This is a genomic window from Bradyrhizobium sp. WYCCWR 13022, assembly GCF_030435535.1.
In the GTDB taxonomy this organism is placed as follows: domain Bacteria; phylum Pseudomonadota; class Alphaproteobacteria; order Rhizobiales; family Xanthobacteraceae; genus Bradyrhizobium.
The window spans coordinates 148,506-164,796 of sequence record NZ_JAUIZJ010000007.1; the positions used below are offsets into that span (position 1 = coordinate 148,506).

General features: G+C 64.7%; 12 protein-coding genes. 8 read left to right on the top strand and 4 right to left on the bottom strand.

What is annotated here, in order from left to right; genetic code table 11:
* Positions 1-6 precede the first annotated feature (6 nt).
* Together blaBJP and QY049_RS12385 are read left to right on the top strand one after the other, a co-directional pair.
* A complete protein-coding gene (blaBJP, locus tag QY049_RS12380; RefSeq protein WP_301269397.1) occupies positions 7-897 on the top strand; it encodes a BJP family subclass B3 metallo-beta-lactamase in 891 nt (296 codons plus the stop codon).
* A gap of 301 nt (positions 898-1,198) precedes the next feature.
* Complete coding sequence (locus tag QY049_RS12385) at positions 1,199-3,208, top strand: bifunctional diguanylate cyclase/phosphodiesterase (protein WP_301269398.1); 2,010 nt, start codon at positions 1,199-1,201, stop codon at positions 3,206-3,208.
* Between the two features lie 7 nt (positions 3,209-3,215).
* Here QY049_RS12385 and hutU read toward each other — a convergent pair whose 3' ends face one another.
* The 3 genes from hutU to hutI are packed head-to-tail and all read right to left on the bottom strand — an operon-like array spanning position 3,216 to position 7,667.
* On the bottom strand, positions 3,216-4,886 hold the full coding sequence (gene hutU, locus QY049_RS12390; RefSeq protein WP_301269399.1) for a urocanate hydratase: 1,671 nt from the start codon (positions 4,884-4,886) through the stop codon (positions 3,216-3,218).
* Positions 4,887-4,896: 10 nt separating this feature from the next.
* Positions 4,897-6,456 (bottom strand): histidine ammonia-lyase, encoded by a 1,560-nt coding sequence (gene hutH, locus QY049_RS12395; RefSeq protein WP_301269400.1) that lies wholly within the window; start codon positions 6,454-6,456, stop codon positions 4,897-4,899.
* On the bottom strand, positions 6,453-7,667 hold the full coding sequence (gene hutI, locus QY049_RS12400; RefSeq protein WP_301269401.1) for an imidazolonepropionase: 1,215 nt from the start codon (positions 7,665-7,667) through the stop codon (positions 6,453-6,455). The genes hutH and hutI overlap by 4 nt, the downstream gene beginning before the upstream one ends.
* A gap of 84 nt (positions 7,668-7,751) precedes the next feature.
* Between hutI and QY049_RS12405 the strand changes: the two genes are divergently transcribed.
* The 6 genes from QY049_RS12405 to QY049_RS12430 all read left to right on the top strand — a co-directional run bounded on the left by QY049_RS12405 (position 7,752) and on the right by QY049_RS12430 (position 13,735).
* The gene (locus QY049_RS12405) at positions 7,752-9,110 is read left to right on the top strand and encodes a formimidoylglutamate deiminase (RefSeq protein ID WP_301269402.1); all 1,359 of its coding nucleotides are present in this window, start codon (positions 7,752-7,754) and stop codon (positions 9,108-9,110) included.
* Complete coding sequence (hutC, locus tag QY049_RS12410) at positions 9,107-9,835, top strand: histidine utilization repressor (protein WP_301269403.1); 729 nt, start codon at positions 9,107-9,109, stop codon at positions 9,833-9,835. Before QY049_RS12405 ends, hutC begins: the two co-directional genes overlap by 4 nt.
* 105 nt (positions 9,836-9,940) lie before the next feature.
* Positions 9,941-10,885, top strand: a complete 945-nt coding sequence (locus QY049_RS12415; RefSeq protein ID WP_301269404.1) for an ABC transporter substrate-binding protein — start codon at positions 9,941-9,943, stop codon at positions 10,883-10,885.
* Positions 10,886-10,954: 69 nt separating this feature from the next.
* Positions 10,955-11,728, top strand: a complete 774-nt coding sequence (locus QY049_RS12420) for an ABC transporter permease (protein WP_194482655.1) — start codon at positions 10,955-10,957, stop codon at positions 11,726-11,728.
* On the top strand, positions 11,725-12,510 hold the full coding sequence (locus QY049_RS12425; RefSeq protein WP_301269405.1) for an ABC transporter ATP-binding protein: 786 nt from the start codon (positions 11,725-11,727) through the stop codon (positions 12,508-12,510). The genes QY049_RS12420 and QY049_RS12425 overlap by 4 nt, the downstream gene beginning before the upstream one ends.
* Positions 12,503-13,735 (top strand): Zn-dependent hydrolase, encoded by a 1,233-nt coding sequence (locus QY049_RS12430; RefSeq protein ID WP_301269406.1) that lies wholly within the window; start codon positions 12,503-12,505, stop codon positions 13,733-13,735. The genes QY049_RS12425 and QY049_RS12430 overlap by 8 nt, the downstream gene beginning before the upstream one ends.
* Here the strand turns inward: QY049_RS12430 and bamA are convergent.
* Positions 13,732-16,248 (bottom strand): outer membrane protein assembly factor BamA, encoded by a 2,517-nt coding sequence (gene bamA, locus QY049_RS12435; RefSeq protein WP_301269407.1) that lies wholly within the window; start codon positions 16,246-16,248, stop codon positions 13,732-13,734. The two genes, QY049_RS12430 and bamA, sit on opposite strands and share 4 nt — an antisense overlap.
* Positions 16,249-16,291: the final 43 nt, after the last annotated feature.

Consider the following 16,291-nt stretch of genomic DNA (forward strand, 5'->3'; position numbering starts at 1 on the left):
CAATCCATGAGAAGGCTCACGGCCGCGCTGTGTGCGCTGGCGCTCTTCGCACCCGCGGCGCAGGCGCAGACCATCAAGGACTTCCTGGCAGTGGTCATGAAGAAATGGACCGCGCCGTTCGACCCGTTCCGCCTCATCGACAACATCTATTATGTCGGCACCGACGGCATCGCCGTCTACGTCATCAAGACATCGCAGGGCCTGATCCTGATGGACACGGCGATGCCGCAGTCGACCGGCATGATCAAGGACAACATCGCCAAGCTCGGCTTCAAGGTCGCCGACATCAAGTACATCCTCAACACCCACGCCCATCTCGACCACACCGGCGGCTTCGCCGAGATCAAGCAGGACAGCGGCGCGCAACTCATAGCCGGCGAGCGCGACAAGCCGCTGCTCGAAGGCGGCTATTATCCGGGCGACGAGAAGAACGCCGATCTCGGCTTTCCTCCGGTCAAGGTCGATCGCACGGTCAAGGAAGGCGACAAGGTCACGCTCGGCGACACCACGCTGACGGCGCACGCTACGCCAGGCCATTCGCCGGGCTGCACCAGCTGGGAGATGACGGTGAAGGACGGCGGCCAGGACCGCGAAGTGCTGTTCTTCTGCAGCGGCACCGTGGCGCTGAACCGGCTGGTCGGACAGCCGACCTATCCCGGCATCGTCGACGACTACCGCGCGACCTTCGCCAAGGCCAAGGCGATGAAGATCGACGTGCTGTTCGGGCCGCATCCCGAGGTCTATGGCATGCAGGCCAAGCGCGCGCAGCAGATCAAGAGCGAGACGCCCAATCCGTTCGTCAAGCCGGGCGAGCTTGTGGCTTACGCCACCGGCTTGTCGGAGGATTTCGACAAGGCGCTCGCGAAGCAGACGGCCGCACTGCAGGGCGCGAAGTAAAGAGCGACACGCGCGGCGGTCGTCAGCGATGACCGCCGCGACGTCAGGCAGCACCACGCGATCGAGATCGCTATGGTTAGCAGAACGTAGCCGCGATCGGTTCTGAACGATACGTCATGCGAGAAAACGGCTCGCTACCGCCCAACGTCCTTAACAGCCCCTCACCAATGCACGCGGCCGGCAAACCCAGCGGTCGCTTACAATCATGACATGTGTTCCCAGGTGGGAACCATCTAACGCGCTCTTTACTCCCGCCATGCAAGATCGCCTTCGTTTGAAGGGATTTGGGGCCCGTATCGCAATGCCTGCGGTTGATTTGAAAGATTCCTGCGCCGCCTTGATGCGGTTGTTCCGCGTGCCCCGGGATCCGGATCTGTTGCGCGCGCAATTCGACGCCTTCTCCAAGCAGATCCCGCTGCTCTACTTCATCCTGATCAGCAACACGCTCGCGGTCGCCTACACCTATGTGAACGTCGCGCCGGACTGGCTGACGATGATCGTCCCGAGCGTGCTGACGTTGCTCGCGGCGCTTCGCACGTTCTGGTGGCTGCGCCAACGCGGTCTCGTCCGCAGCGATGCCGACATCCTGCGCAATCTGCGCGCCACCAACTGGATGACGCTGCCGATCGGCGCCGGCTTCACCGCCTGGTCATTCGCTCTCTATCCCTACGGCAATCCCTTTGCCAAGAGCCAGGTCGCGTTCTACATGGCCGTGACCGTGATCGGCTGCATCTTCTCGCTGATGCATCTGCGTTCGGCGGCGCTGATCGTGACCCTGGTCGTCGACGTGCCCTACGTGCTGTTCTTCTGGGCCACCGGCGAGCCAACGCTGAAGGCGATCGCGGTCAACAATCTGCTGGTCTCCGGCGCGATGGTGACGGTGCTGTTCATCTATTATCGCGACTTCGCCGATCTCGTCGCCAGCCGCAAATCGCTGTTGGCGCAGCAGGCGGCGACGCAGGCGCTCTCGGACGAAAACTTCCGCCTCGCCAATCTGGATTCCCTGACCGAGCTGCCGAACCGCCGCCGCTTCTTCGCCGAGCTGTCGAGCGCCTTCAACAATGCCGAGATCAGGCGCGCTCGCGTCGCCGTCGGCATCATCGATCTCGACGGCTTCAAGCCGATCAACGACAATTACGGACACTCGGTCGGCGACCGCGTATTGATCGAAGCCGGCCGACGCATCCGCGAGGTCTGCGAGGGCTTTGGGCCGCAGCGGGTGGAGTTCGCGCGCCTCGGTGGTGACGAATTCGGCCTGATCGTGTGCGGCGACCCCGAGGACGCCGACCTGGCGCGTCTCGGCGAGCGCATCGGCGAGCAAGTCAAGCTGCCCTACCAGCTCGACACCGCCCACACCGGCCTGTCATGCTCGATCGGCTTTGCACTCTATCCGCGCTCGGCGACGACGGCGGAAGCGCTCTATGAATGCGCCGACTATTCGCTCTACCACGCCAAGCGCCATCTGCGCGGCCGCACCGTGATCTTCTCGAGCGAGCTGGAAGCGGAGATCCGCAGCCGCGGCGTGATCGAGACCTTGCTGCGCACCGCCGATTTCGACACCGAGTTGGAGCTGGTGTTCCAGCCGATCATCGATTCCATGAACGAGCACACCGTCGGCTTCGAGGCGCTGGCACGCTGGCAAAGCCCTCGCCTCGGCTGGGTCTCTCCGGCCGATTTCATCCCGGCCGCCGAGCGCATCGGTCTGATCCGTCCGCTGACGCAGGCGCTGCTGGTGCGCGCGCTGGCCGCGGCAAAGACCTGGCCGGACCACACCCGCCTGTCGTTCAATCTCTCGGCCCACGACATCTGCTCGCCCGACGGCATCCTGCCGCTGATCACCATCATCGAGAAGAGCGGCGTGACACCGCGCCGGCTCGACTTCGAGATCACCGAGACTGCCGTCACCTTCGACTTCGCGCGCGCGCAGCAATCGATCGCCGCGCTGAAGGCCATGGGCTGCGGCATTTCGCTGGACGATTTCGGCACCGGCTATTCGTCGCTGAGCCATGTGCACCGTCTGCCGCTGGACAAGCTAAAGATCGACCGCAGCTTCGTCGCCGACATCAACGAGAACCCCGTGAGCCACAAGATCATCAAGTCGCTCACGGGCCTCTGCGACGACATGGAGATCGCCTGCGTCGTCGAGGGCGTCGAGACCCGCGCCCAGCTCGATACCCTGCGCCGTCTCGGCTGCGACTACTTGCAGGGCTACTACTTCGCAAAGCCGATGCCGGGCGCGGCGATCGCGGACCATCTCGCCAGGGACCGCGCGCGGCTCGACGCCGCTCAGGGCGCCAAGGTCGTGGCCTGAGGCAGCGCTACTTCGCAAGGCTCGGCAGATCGAGCCCCTTCTCGCGGGCGCAGTTGATTGCGATCTCATAGCCGGCGTCGGCATGGCGCATGACGCCGGAGGCCGGGTCGTTCCAGAGCACGCGCTCGATGCGCCTGGCGGCTTCTGGCGTGCCGTCGGCGACGATCACCATGCCGGCGTGCTGGGAATAGCCGATGCCGACGCCGCCGCCATGATGCAGCGACACCCAGGTCGCACCGCTGGCGCAGTTGAGCAGTGCGTTGAGCAAGGGCCAGTCGGACACGGCATCCGAGCCGTCCTTCATCGCCTCGGTCTCCCGGTTGGGGCTCGCCACCGAGCCGCTGTCGAGATGATCGCGGCCGATCACGACAGGCGCTTTCAACTCGCCGCGCGCGACCATTTCGTTGAAGGCAAAGCCGAGGCGATGGCGATCGCCGAGGCCGACCCAGCAGATCCGCGCCGGCAGCCCCTGGAACTTGATGCGCTCTCTGGCCATGTCGAGCCAGTTATGCAGGTGCTTGTCGTCAGGCATCAGCTCCTTGACCTTGGCGTCGGTCTTGAAGATGTCCTCGGGATCTCCCGACAGCGCCGCCCAGCGGAACGGTCCGACGCCGCGGCAGAACAGCGGGCGGATATAGGCGGGCACGAAGCCCGGGAAATCGAAGGCATTCTTCAGGCCCATATCCTGCGCCATCTGGCGGATGTTGTTGCCATAGTCGAGCGTCGGGATGCCTTGCGCATGGAAATCCAGCATGGCCTGGACGTGCTCGACCATCGAGGTCTTCGCGGCGCGCTCGACCGCCTTCGGATCGGAGGCGCGCTTTGATTCCCAATCGGCGAGCGTCCAGCCCTTCGGCAAATAGCCGTTGATGGGATCGTGCGCGCTGGTCTGGTCGGTGACGATATCGGGCTTGACGCCACGGCGCACGAGCTCCGGGAAAATCTCCGCGGCGTTGCCCAGCAGGCCGACGGAAATTGCTTTCTTCGTCTTCGTCGACTCGGCCATGATCGCGAGCGCTTCGTCGAGCGTCGCAGCCTGGCGATCGAGATAGCCGGTGCGCAGGCGCATCTCGATGCGGCTCGGCTGGCATTCGACCGCGAGCATCGACGCGCCCGCCATGGTCGCCGCCAGCGGCTGCGCGCCGCCCATGCCGCCAAGGCCGGCGGTGAGGATCCATTTGCCGGCAAGGCTGCCGCGATAATGGCGGCGGCCGACCTCCACGAAGGTCTCGTAGGTGCCCTGCACGATGCCCTGGCTGCCGATGTAGATCCACGAGCCCGCCGTCATCTGGCCGTACATCATCAGGCCCTGGCGATCGAGCTCGTTGAAATGATCGAGCGTCGCCCAGTGCGGCACGATGTTGGAATTTGCGATCAACACGCGCGGCGCATCCGCGTGGGTACGGAAGATGCCGACCGGCTTGCCGGACTGCACCAGCAGGGTCTGGTCGTTCTCGAGCTTGCGCAACGCGTTGGTAATCCGGTCAAAGCTCTCCCAGTCGCGCGCGGCGCGGCCGATGCCGCCATAGACGACGAGCTCGCTCGGGCGCTCGGCGACATCTGGGTCGAGGTTGTTCATGAGCATGCGCAGCGGCGCCTCCGTCAGCCAGCTCTTGGCGCTGATGTCGCTGCCGCGGGGGGCGCGGATGGTGCGGTCATTGTCCAGTCGGCGGTTCATGCGGACCTCTTCAGCTCAGCCTCGGAAACGGATCGGATGAAAGCGTGGCGAGCGCCGCGGCCGGCAGCGCATCGGCTTCGATCAGCGCGGCGGCCTTGGCAAGATCGCCGGCCATGTAGCGGTCGGCGCCCAGCGCAGGAACCTGCTCGCGCAATGCCGCGATGACGGCGGCGAGCGGCGCGCTGGTCGCATGCGGCGCGCGCAGCGTGATGCCTTGCGCGGCGACCAGAAACTCGATGCCGAGGATGGAAGCCAGATTGTCGGCCATGTCGGACAGCCGACGCGCGGCATGCGCGGCCATCGAGACGTGGTCTTCCTGGTTGGCGCTGGTCGGCGTCGAATCGATCGAGCAGGCTGCCGCGCGCTGCTTATTCTCGGCATAGAGCGCAGCCGCCGTCACTTCGGCGATCATGAAGCCGGAATTGATGCCTGGGTCCGGCGTCAGGAACGGCGGCAGGCCGAAATTGAGCGCGGGGTCGACCAGCGTCGCGATGCGCCGCTCGCTGATCGCGCCGATCTCCGACAGCGCAAGTGCGATCGTATCGGCGGCAAAGGCCACCGGCTCGGCGTGAAAATTTCCGCCGGATACGATCTCGCCGGTCTCGACCAGCACGAGAGGATTGTCGGTGACGGCATTGGCCTCGATGATCAAGGTGCGCGCGGCCTGCGTGATCAGGTCGAGCGCGGCGCCTGCGACCTGCGGCTGGCAGCGGAGGCAATAGGGATCCTGCACACGGTCGTCGCCTTCGAGATGCGACAGGCGGATGTCGCTGCCATCGAGCAGCGCCATCAGCGTTGCAGCCGCGGCGATCTGGCCGGGATGACCGCGGAGCGCCTGGATTTCGGAACGGAATGGAGCGGTCGAAGCCATCGCCGCATCGACCGACAGGGCGCCGGTAACCAGCGCGGCGCGGGCGAGACGAAATGCGCGCAGGACGCCAAAGATGGCGTAAGCCGTCGAGAACTGGGTGCCGTTGATCAGCGCCAGGCCCTCCTTGGGGCCCAGCGTCAGCGGCGCAAGGCCGGCGGCGACGAGCGCCTCTTGGCCCGACACGGTCTTGCCATCGACGATGGCCTGCCCCTCGCCGATCATCACTGCGGTCATGTGCGCGAGCGGCGCGAGATCGCCGGAGGCACCGACCGAGCCTTGCTGCGGCACCAGCGGATACACGCGATGCGCCAGCATGGCCTGCAACTGCTCGATCACCTCGCGGCGAACGCCGGAGGCGCCGCGCCCGAGCGAAACGATCTTCAGCGCCATCATCAGCCGCACGATCGGCTCCGGCGTGACCGGGCCGACGCCGCAGCAATGCGAGACGATGAGATTGCGCTGGAGGAGCGCGGTCTGATCGGGCGGAATGCGCTTCGACGCCAGCTTTCCAAAACCGGTGTTGATGCCATAGACCGGAGCTGCGGCCTGCGCGGCTTTCGCGACGATTGCCGCCGCCGCCTCGACGCGCGGCCAGAAGGAGGGATCGAGCTCGACGGGAGCGCCGGCGAGCACGCGTGCGAGATCGTCGAGGCTCACCATGCCCTTGACGACGACGACCGCGGCGCCCGGCTCCGTCACTGGCCCCTCCAGACACGACGATGCAGCGGATTGAAGCCGATGCGATAGACGAGCTCGGCGGGACGCTCGATGTCCCATATCGCGAGGTCGCACCATTTGCCGGCTTCCAGCGTGCCCGTCTCATCGAGCACGCCGAGCGCCCGCGCGCCTTCGCGGGTGATGCCGGTGAGGCATTCGGCGACTGTCATCCGGAACAGCGTCGCGCCCATGTTCATGGCGAGCAGCAGCGAGGTCAGCGGCGAGCTGCCGGGATTACAGTCGGTCGCAAGCGCCATGTGAACGCCGAGCTTGCGAAACACCTCGACGGGCGGCTTCTGTGTCTCGCGAATGAAGTAGAAGGCGCCGGGCAGCAGCACGGCGACGGTGCCGGCCCTGGCCATCGCGGCCGCACCGGCCTCATCGGTATGTTCGAGATGGTCGGCCGAGAGCGCGGAATATTTCGCAGCCAGCGCAGCACCACCGAGATTCGAGAGCTGGTCGGCATGCAACTTCACGGGCAGACCAAGCCCCTTCGCCGTCTCGAACACCCGGACGGTCTGTTCAGCCGAAAATGCAATGCCTTCCATGAAGGCATCGACAGCGTCCGCAAGACCCGATTTCGCGACGTGAGGCAGCATCTCCTTGCAGACGAGATCGACGTACCGATCCTTGTCGCCATCGGCCTCGACGGGCAGCGCGTGCGCGCCGAGAAAGGAGGTGCGGATTGCAACTTTCCGCTGACGGCCAAGGCTGCGCGCAGCGGAAAGCTGGCGCATCTCGGTCGCGGTATCGAGACCATAGCCGGACTTGATCTCGACTGTCGTTGCGCCCTCTCCGATCAACGCATCCAGCCGCTGCAGCGCGCTCGCGACCAGCTCGGCCTCACTCGCCTTGCGGGTCGCAGCCACGGTCGAGACGATGCCGCCGCCGGCGCGCGCGATCTCCTCGTAGCTCGCGCCCTTCAGGCGCAGCTCGAATTCATGGGCGCGATTGCCGCCGTAGACGAGATGAGTGTGGCAATCGACGAGGCCCGGCGTGATCCAGCGCCCCTCGCAATCGACCCGCTGAATCGCGTCCGCATCGATAGGAAAGTCTGCCGCCGCGCCGGCATAGACGATGTGGCCGCCACGGATGGCGATGACGCCATGCTCGATCTCGCCCAGATCGGGATGGTCGGCCCGCATCGTGGCGAGCCGGGCGTTGTGCCAGATCCGGTCGAAACGCTCTGCCATGCGCTGGTCCCTTCAGCCGGGATGCTTGACTTATATGTCTAGACATATAATCGTAAGACCGTTCTGTCCAGCCGGCGTGTCACCATGTCCCGACTGCATTTCGCTTCCGCGCTCCTGCCCTCGGGCTGGGCCAATGACGTGCAAGTGGTGATCACCGCCGGCGCGATCGCCGAGGTCACGCCGGGTGCAGCGCCCATCGCCGGCGATGAGCGCCACGCCATCGCACTTCCGGGACTTGCGAGCCTGCATAGTCACGCCTTCCAGCGCGGCATGGCGGGGCTTGCCGAGTTGCGCGGCGATTCCACCGATACTTTCTGGACCTGGCGCGAGACGATGTACCGCTTCGCGCTGGCGATGACGCCAGATGATATCGCTGCCGTTGCAACGCTGCTGTATGTCGAAATGCTGGAGCGGGGTTTTACCCGCGTCGGCGAATTCCACTATCTGCACCACGATCGCGACGGCTCGCCTTACGCCGATCCCGCCGAGATGGCCGCGCGCATCGCACAGGCTGCCGAAGCTTCCTGTATCGGCCTGACGCTGCTGCCGAGCTTTTATGCGCACGGGTCCTTTGGCGGCGCGGCGCCGCATGACGGCCAACGCCGCTTCATCAACTCGGTCGATCAGTTCGCCAAGCTGATGGCCGCCTCGCGCAAGGCGATCGCAAACTTGCCGGACGCCAATATCGGCATCGCGCCGCACAGCCTGCGCGCGGTGGCGCCGGACGAACTCGCGGCGATCCTCCCGCTTGCCGAGGGCGGTCCGGTGCATATTCATGCTGCCGAGCAGGTGAAGGAAGTCGAGGACTGCCTCGCCTGGTCCGGACGACGGCCGGTGCAATGGCTGCTGGAGCATGCGCCGCTTAGTCAACGCTGGTGCCTCATCCACGCGACGCATATGACGGACCAGGAAGTCGGCGCATTCGCCAAGACCGGCGCGATCGCAGGCCTGTGTCCGGTCACCGAAGCGAGCCTCGGCGACGGCATCTTTCCAGCGCCGGAATTTCTCGACGCGGGCGGTTCGTACGGTGTCGGCACCGATTCCAACGTGCTGGTCGGCGTCGCTGACGAGCTGCGCCAGCTCGAATACGGCCAGCGGCTCAAGCATCGCGCACGCAACGTGCTCTCGAGCGGAGCCGGCCGTTCGACCGGCCGCACACTGTTCGACGATGCCCATGCGGGCGGCGCGCGGGCGCTGGCTCAGCCGACAATCGGCCTTGCTCCGGGCGCGCGCGCCGATATCGTCACGCTCGACGCCGCGCATCCCTCGCTGGCCGGACGCGCGGGCGACGCGGTCATCGATGGCTGGATCTTTGCGGCCGGCATCGGCGCGATCGATTGCGTCTGGGCCGGCGGCAACAAGGTCGTCGAGAACGGTCAGCACAAACTGCGCCAGGCTGCGCGCGAGCGCTTCGGCACGGCGATCCGGAGGCTCGTCGCATGAGCCTTGCCACCGATGCAGCCGACAAGCCGACGCTCTACAGGCGCATCCGCGCCGATATCGAAAAGCGCATCCTGACCGGCGAATGGCCGCCGGGCCATCGCATTCCCTTCGAGCACGAGCTGGTCGCGCGCTATGGCTGCTCGCGCATGACGGTGAACAAGGCACTGTCGGAACTCGCGCAGGCCGATCTGATCGAACGACGACGACGCGCCGGCTCCTTCGTGCGCCGGCCGCAGCATCAATCGGCCGTGCTCAAGATTGCGGACATCCGAGCCGAGATCACTGCGCTAGGGCGCAGCTATGGCTACGAGCTGATCAGCCGCAAGCTGCGCGCCGCGACCACGGCCGACCGCGAACGTCTCGGCGTCAAGAAGGCCGGCAAGGTGGTCGCGATCTCCTGCCGTCATAGCGCCGACAAGGTTCCATTTGCAGTTGAAGATCGGCTGATCGATCTGTCGTCGGTGCCATCTGCTGCGACCGCGGATTTCTCTCGCGAGCCGCCCGGCTCATGGCTGCTTCACCATGTCCCATGGACAGAAGCCGAGCATACGATCAGCGCCATTGTTGCGGATGATCGCACGGCGGAAGCGCTCGACATCGCCGTCGGCGCGCCCTGCCTCGTGATCGACCGCTATACCTGGCGCAGCGCGCGCACGATCACGGCGGTGCGCCTGCTCTATCCCGGCGACTCTCACCGCCTCGTCGCGCGATTCAAGGGAGGTTGAGAGAGCAACGTCGGCACAAATCGTGCAACGTTTCCCCAAACGGTCCCCTATGGACCGGCAGAGATCAACAGGACGTCAATCCATCCGGGCAAGAGGACGACAATCATGCGTAGTTCGACAATTTTTGCGACAATCATTGCTCTTACGGCCGCCACTCCCGCGCTCGCGGACGACGTCAAGGTCGGCATCGGCATCTCCGGATGGACCGGCTTCGCACCGCTGACGCTGGCGAAGGAAGCCGGCATCTTCAAGAAGAACGGCCTCGACGTCACCATCAAGAAGATCCCGCAGAAAGACCGCCATCTCGCCATCGCCTCCGGCGACGTACAGTGTGCGGCAACCACGGTCGAAACCTGGATCTCCTGGAACGCCAACGGTGTCGCCACCAAGCAGATCTTCCAGCTCGACAAGAGCTATGGTGCCGATGGCATGGCCGTGCGCAATGACGTCACCTCGATCAAGGAGCTGAAGGGCAAGACCGTCGCCGCCTCCGCGCCCGGTACCTCGCCCTATTTTGCGCTGGCCTGGATGTTGAAGAAGAACGGCCTCACCGTGAAGGACGTCACCGTCGTCAACATCGAGCCGGCCGCCGCCGCGCAGGCCTTCGTCTCCGGCCAGAACGATGCCGCGATGACCTACGAGCCATACCTGTCGACCGTGCGGGCCGCACCGGACAAGGGCAAGATCATTGCGACCACGCTGGACTATCCGATCGTGATGGACACGTTCGGCTGCACGCCGAAGTTCCTGAGCGAGAATCCGAAGGCGGCGCAGGCGCTGGCCAACAGCTACTTCGAATCGCTCGACATGATCGCCAAGGACCAGGCCAAATCCTACGAGATCATGGGCGCCGACGTGAAGCAGACCGGCGCGCAGTTCGGCAACTCGGCAAAGTATCTGCGCTGGCAGGACAAGGCCGCGAACCAGAAATTCTTTGCAGGCGACTTCCTTGCCTTCAACAAGGATGCCGCCGAGCTTCTGCTCGAGATCGGCATCATCAAATCAGCGCCGAAGGTCGAGGACCTCTACGACGCCAGCTTCATCAAGTAAGCCGTGACATGCTCCGGTCCCGCCACAGGGTGGGACCGGAGCATGATCGACCATTCGGATCAACACTCGATGCGTCCCCTGGATTCCGTGACATCGAAGCAGCGCGTGGCCTATGGCCTTGCGTTCTTCGTGCTGTTCGTCGCTCTCTGGTCCTGGGCGACCTTCGGCGGCCATGTGTCAAAGACCTTCCTCGCCAACCCGCTGACCATGGTCCAGGAAGGCTACGACCTCCTGGCCAAGCAAGGTTTTGTGTTCGACATCGGCATGACGATCTGGCGCGTCGTCGGCGGCTTTGCGCTGGCAGCGATCATCGCGGTGCCACTCGGCGTGCTGATGGGCGCCTACAAGCCGATCGAAGCGTTCCTCGAACCGTTCGTCTCCTTTGCGCGCTACCTGCCCGCCTCCGCGTTCATCCCACTGCTGATCCTGTGGGCCGGCATCGGTGAATTGCAGAAGCTGCTCGTCATCTTCATCGGCTCGGTATTCCAGGTCATCCTGATGGTCGCCGTCACCGTCGGGGCGACGCGGCGCGATCTGGTGGAAGCCGCCTATACGCTCGGCGCCAGCGATCGCGGCATCATCCGCCGCGTGCTGCTGCCTTCCTCCGCGCCAGAGATCGCCGAGATCCTGCGGCTGGTGCTGGGCTGGGCCTGGACCTACGTCATCGTCGCCGAACTGATCGGCTCGTCCTCGGGCATCGGCCACATGATCACCGACAGCCAGGCATTGCTGAACACCGGCCAGATCATCTTCGGCATCATCGTGATCGGACTGATCGGCCTGCTCTCGGACTTCATGTTCAAGGCTTTCAACGCCTGGCTGTTTCCGTGGAGGCTCGCATGACCACCCTTAGGATCGAGCAGGTCTCCCGCACCTTTCCGGCGCGCCACGGCAACGCGCCGACCCGCGCGCTGGAGCCGACCGACCTCAGCATCGGCAACAACGACTTCGTCACCATCCTCGGCCCGTCCGGCTGCGGCAAATCCACCCTGCTGCGCATCGTCGCCGGCCTCGACCGTCCGACCAGCGGGCGCGTCACCCTCGACGGACGCGAGGTCACCGGCCCGGGCGCCGATCGCGGCATGGTGTTCCAATCCTACACGCTGTTTCCCTGGCTCACGGTGCGCGAGAACATCGCCTTCGGGCTGCGCGAACGCGGTGTGCCGGAAGGCGAGCGCAACAAGCTCGCCGACGCCTTCATCCGCCAGGTCGGGCTTGCAGACTTCGAGAACCACTGGCCGAAGCAACTCTCGGGCGGCATGCAGCAACGCACCGCGATTGCGCGTGCGCTTGCTAATGACCCCAAAATCCTGCTGCTCGACGAACCATTCGGCGCGCTCGACAACCAGACCCGCGCCCTGATGCAGGAAATGCTGCTGGGAATCTGGGAGCGCGACCAGAAGACCGTGCTGTTCGTCACCCACGATATCGAGGAAGCGATCTTCCTCGGTAGCCGCGTCATCGTCATGAGCGCACGCCCCGGCCGCATCAAGGCCGAGATCACGGTGGACCTGCCGCATCCGCGCTCCTACAAGATCAAGACCACGCCCGAATTCGTCCAGCTCAAGGAACGGCTGGTCGAGGAAATCCGCACCGAGGCGCTGAAGGTTGCCGAACATGCCTGACACCGTATCGCACGCCAATGGCGAACGCGTCCTCGCCGATCTCAATGCGCTCCGTGCACTGGGCAGCTACAAGACCGGCGTGCACAAGCCGACCTTCTCGGAGCCGCACAAGCAATCACTGGACTGGCTGGTGCGGAAACTGCCCGACGTCGGTCTCATCGGCGCGATCGACGGCATCGGCAACATCCTCGGCACCAGCGCCAAGCCCGGACCGAAGCTGCTGGCCGGATCGCACCTCGAAAGCCAGAACTACGCCGGCTGGCTCGATGGTCCGCTCGGCGTCGTCTATGCGCTCGAGGCGGCGCGCGTGCTCAATACTGATCCGACCGTGAAGGGCGCAGTCGAAGTCGCCGCATGGTGTGACGAGGAAGGTCATTTCGGCAGCTTCCTCGGCTCGCGCTCTTTTGTCGGGCAGGTGAGCGAGGCCGAGATCGACACCGCGCGTGACCGCACCAGCGGCCGCACCATGCGCGATGCGCTTCTTGAGATGGGGCTCGCCGGACGCCCGCGCGTCACCGCCGAGCCGGGACGACACGTCGGCTATCTCGAGGCACATATCGAGCAGGGCGACACGCTCGAGAGCGGCAAGCTTGCGATCGGCGTCGTGACCTCCATCGTCGGCATCTGGCAGTACCGCATCACCTTCACGGGCGAGCAGAATCACGCCGGCACCACGCGCATGGCCGTGCGCAAGGATGCGGGCTTGGCGCTGGCGAAGTTCTGCGTGGCGATCGACGAGCGCTTTCCGGCCGCATGTGGACCGCGAACGGTATGGACCACGGGCCGCATCACGCTCGATCCGGGCGCGCCGAGCATCATTCCCGGCGGTGCCGAGATGCTGTTCCAGATTCGTGACGACAACCCCGCCGTGATCGCGCGGCTGGAGGAACTGCTGCGAACGATGGCGGCAGATGCCGCCGCAAGGGGCCCCTGCTCCGTCAACGTGGAAAAAATCCGTACCGGCGCCCCCGCCATGATGAACGCCGGCTTTCAGGACGCGATCGAGGCCGCAAGCAAGACGCTTGCCGGTGGACGATCGCTGCGCATGCCGAGCGGCGCCGGCCACGACGCGCAGATGCTCGCGACCATCATGCCCGCGGGCATGCTGTTCGTGCCCTCGATTGGCGGCATCAGCCATCACTGGACCGAGAACACCGCCGATGCCGACATCGTCACCGGCGCGCACGTCTTCGTCGACGCCTGCCGGCGGATACTTGCCGGCTAGAACGACGTCCCGCCGCCGAACCTGAACTCCTGCACGACGTCATACTTGCCCTTCGTCAGCGGCACGGCGTAGTCGAAGCGCAGCGGGCCGAACGGCGAGGCCCAGATCAGTCCGACGCCGACTGACGATCGCACCACGCTGCTGTCGTCATATTGCAGCCCGCAGGTCGGACAAGTCTTGGTGCTGACCTCGCCTGTCGCCGCCCACGAGGTTGGCCCCTGATAGCCCCAGAGCGAGCCGGCATCGGCGTAGACCGCCCCCTTCAGACCGACTTCCTTGGGCAGGAACCAGAACGGCATCTGCAATTCCATCGACGCCCCCCAGTATTTCGTGCCGCCGAGCGCATCGCCGGTGGCGCCGTAGCTCAGATAGGTGATGTCCCGCGGACCGATGCCGTTGGAGGCGAAGCCGCGCACGAGGTTCGGGCCCATCTGGAAGTGATCCAGCATGCGCAGATCGTTGTTGCCGATCTTGTTGAGAACGCCGCCCTGCAGATGGATCACGCTGACAATCTCGGAGACCAGCGGCGTGTAGTATTTGGTGTCGAGTGCGGTCTTCAGATAGGTGACGTCGCCGCCCACCCCGGCAAAATCCTGCTTGAAGTCGACGAGCAGGCCATCGGTCGGGTTCTTGGTGTTGTCGAGCGTGTTGTAGGTCAGCGTGTAGCCCAGCGCTGACGTCAAGGTCGGACCATTCGCCAATTCCTTTCGGACCGGCAGGCTGGATTCACCGTCAGCATAACAACCATAGCCGTAGTAACCCGAACTCGTTGAATTGGTGGGATCAACCCCGCCCAGCACGCTCTGGATATAGGCCGGCGTCGGATTGAACGCCAGCGACGTATTGGCTGCGTTGTTGTTGCAATTGTTGTAAGCGCTGGCGAGCGTGATGCTCTGCTGATAGAGCGAGTAACGGAGCTGAAGCGACAAATCCTCGCGTAGCGCGAAGCCCAGGCGCGGCGAGAAGCCTAACGTCGTCACGCCATAACTCGTATAGCTGTTCGCCAATTGCTGGCGATAGTAGGTGTCCAATCCGAGTGCGATCCGTTGGTCGAGCAAATATGGCTCGACGAAAGACAGCGACACACCGCGGGCGTACTGGCCGTAGGTCACCGAGGCCTTGGCATAGAGCCCCTTGCCGAACAGGTTGCGCTCGGAGACCGAGACTTCGGCGAGTGCGCCGTCGGTGGTAGAGTAGCCGCCCGATATCGAGAAATCACCGGTCGACTTCTCCTCCATGTCGACGATCAGGATCACACGGTCGCTGGAGGAGCCCGGCTCCGTGGTGATCTTGACGCTCTTGAAATAATCGAGGTTCTTCAACCGCCGCTCGGCACGGTCGACCAGCGCACGGTTGTAGGCATCGCCCTCGGAGAGGTCGAATTCGCGGCGGATCACGTAGTCGCGCGTGCGGGTGTTGCCGCGCAGATTGATGCGCTCGATATAGGTGCGCGGCCCCTCGTCGACGTTGAACACGACCGAGACGGTGTGCGCCTCGAAATTGCGGTCACCGCTCGGCCGCACCACGGCGAAGGCATAGCCGCGGCGCGAGGCCTCGATCTGCATTTCCTCGGTCGATTTCTCGACCATCTCGACATTGTAGAGCGAGCCGACATTGACGCGCGAGAAGCTGCGCAGCACGTTCGCATCGAAATTGGCGATGCTGGAACGGAACTCGACCGTGCCGACGCGGTATTTCTGGCCTTCCTCGATCTTGAAGCTGACGAGAAATCCCTTCTTGTCGGGATCGTATTCGGTCAACGCCGCCACCACCTGCGCGTCGGCGAATCCGTTCTTCAGGTAGAACCGGCGGATCAGGTCGCGGTCGGCCTCGACGCGGTCGGGGTCGTAGACATCGCCGCTGCTGAGGAAGCTCAGCAGATTGCTCTCATGGGTCTTGATCACGTCGCGAAGGCGCGCCGCGGAGAAGGCGCTGTTGCCGATGAACTCGATCGACTTCACGCCGGTCTTGGCGCCTTCGTTGATCGTGAAGACGAGATCGACGCGGTTGCTCGGCTGCTCGATGATTTCTGGGGTGACGCGCACGTCGTAGCGGCCCGAACGGCGGTAAATCTCGGCGATCCGCAGCGTGTCGGACTGCACCATCGCCCGCGAGAAGGTGCCGCGCGGCTTGGACTGGACTTCGGCGGTGAGTTGCTCGTCCTTGATCTTCTTGTTGCCCTCGAACGCAACACGGCCGATCACGGCGTTTTCCACCACGGACACGACGACATGGCCGCCTACCCTGTTGACCTTCACGTCCTGGAACAGGCCGGTTTCGACGAGGGCCTTGAGGCCGTCGTCGAGGGCGACCTGGTCGAACCGGCCGTTGGCGTCGGCCCTGAAGTAGGAGCGAACTGTCTCGGCCTCGACGCGGCGATTGCCCTCGACCACGATCGCGTCAGTGGCTTGCGCCGCCGCTGCCGGCTGCGGCAGCAGCACCGCGGTCAGTGAAGTTGCGATCGACACACCGCCCACGACCGCCGCGACAAGCCAGGCCCGCAAAAACGACATTCCACACCTCAAGAGCACCTGATCTGCTCTGAAACGGGAAAGC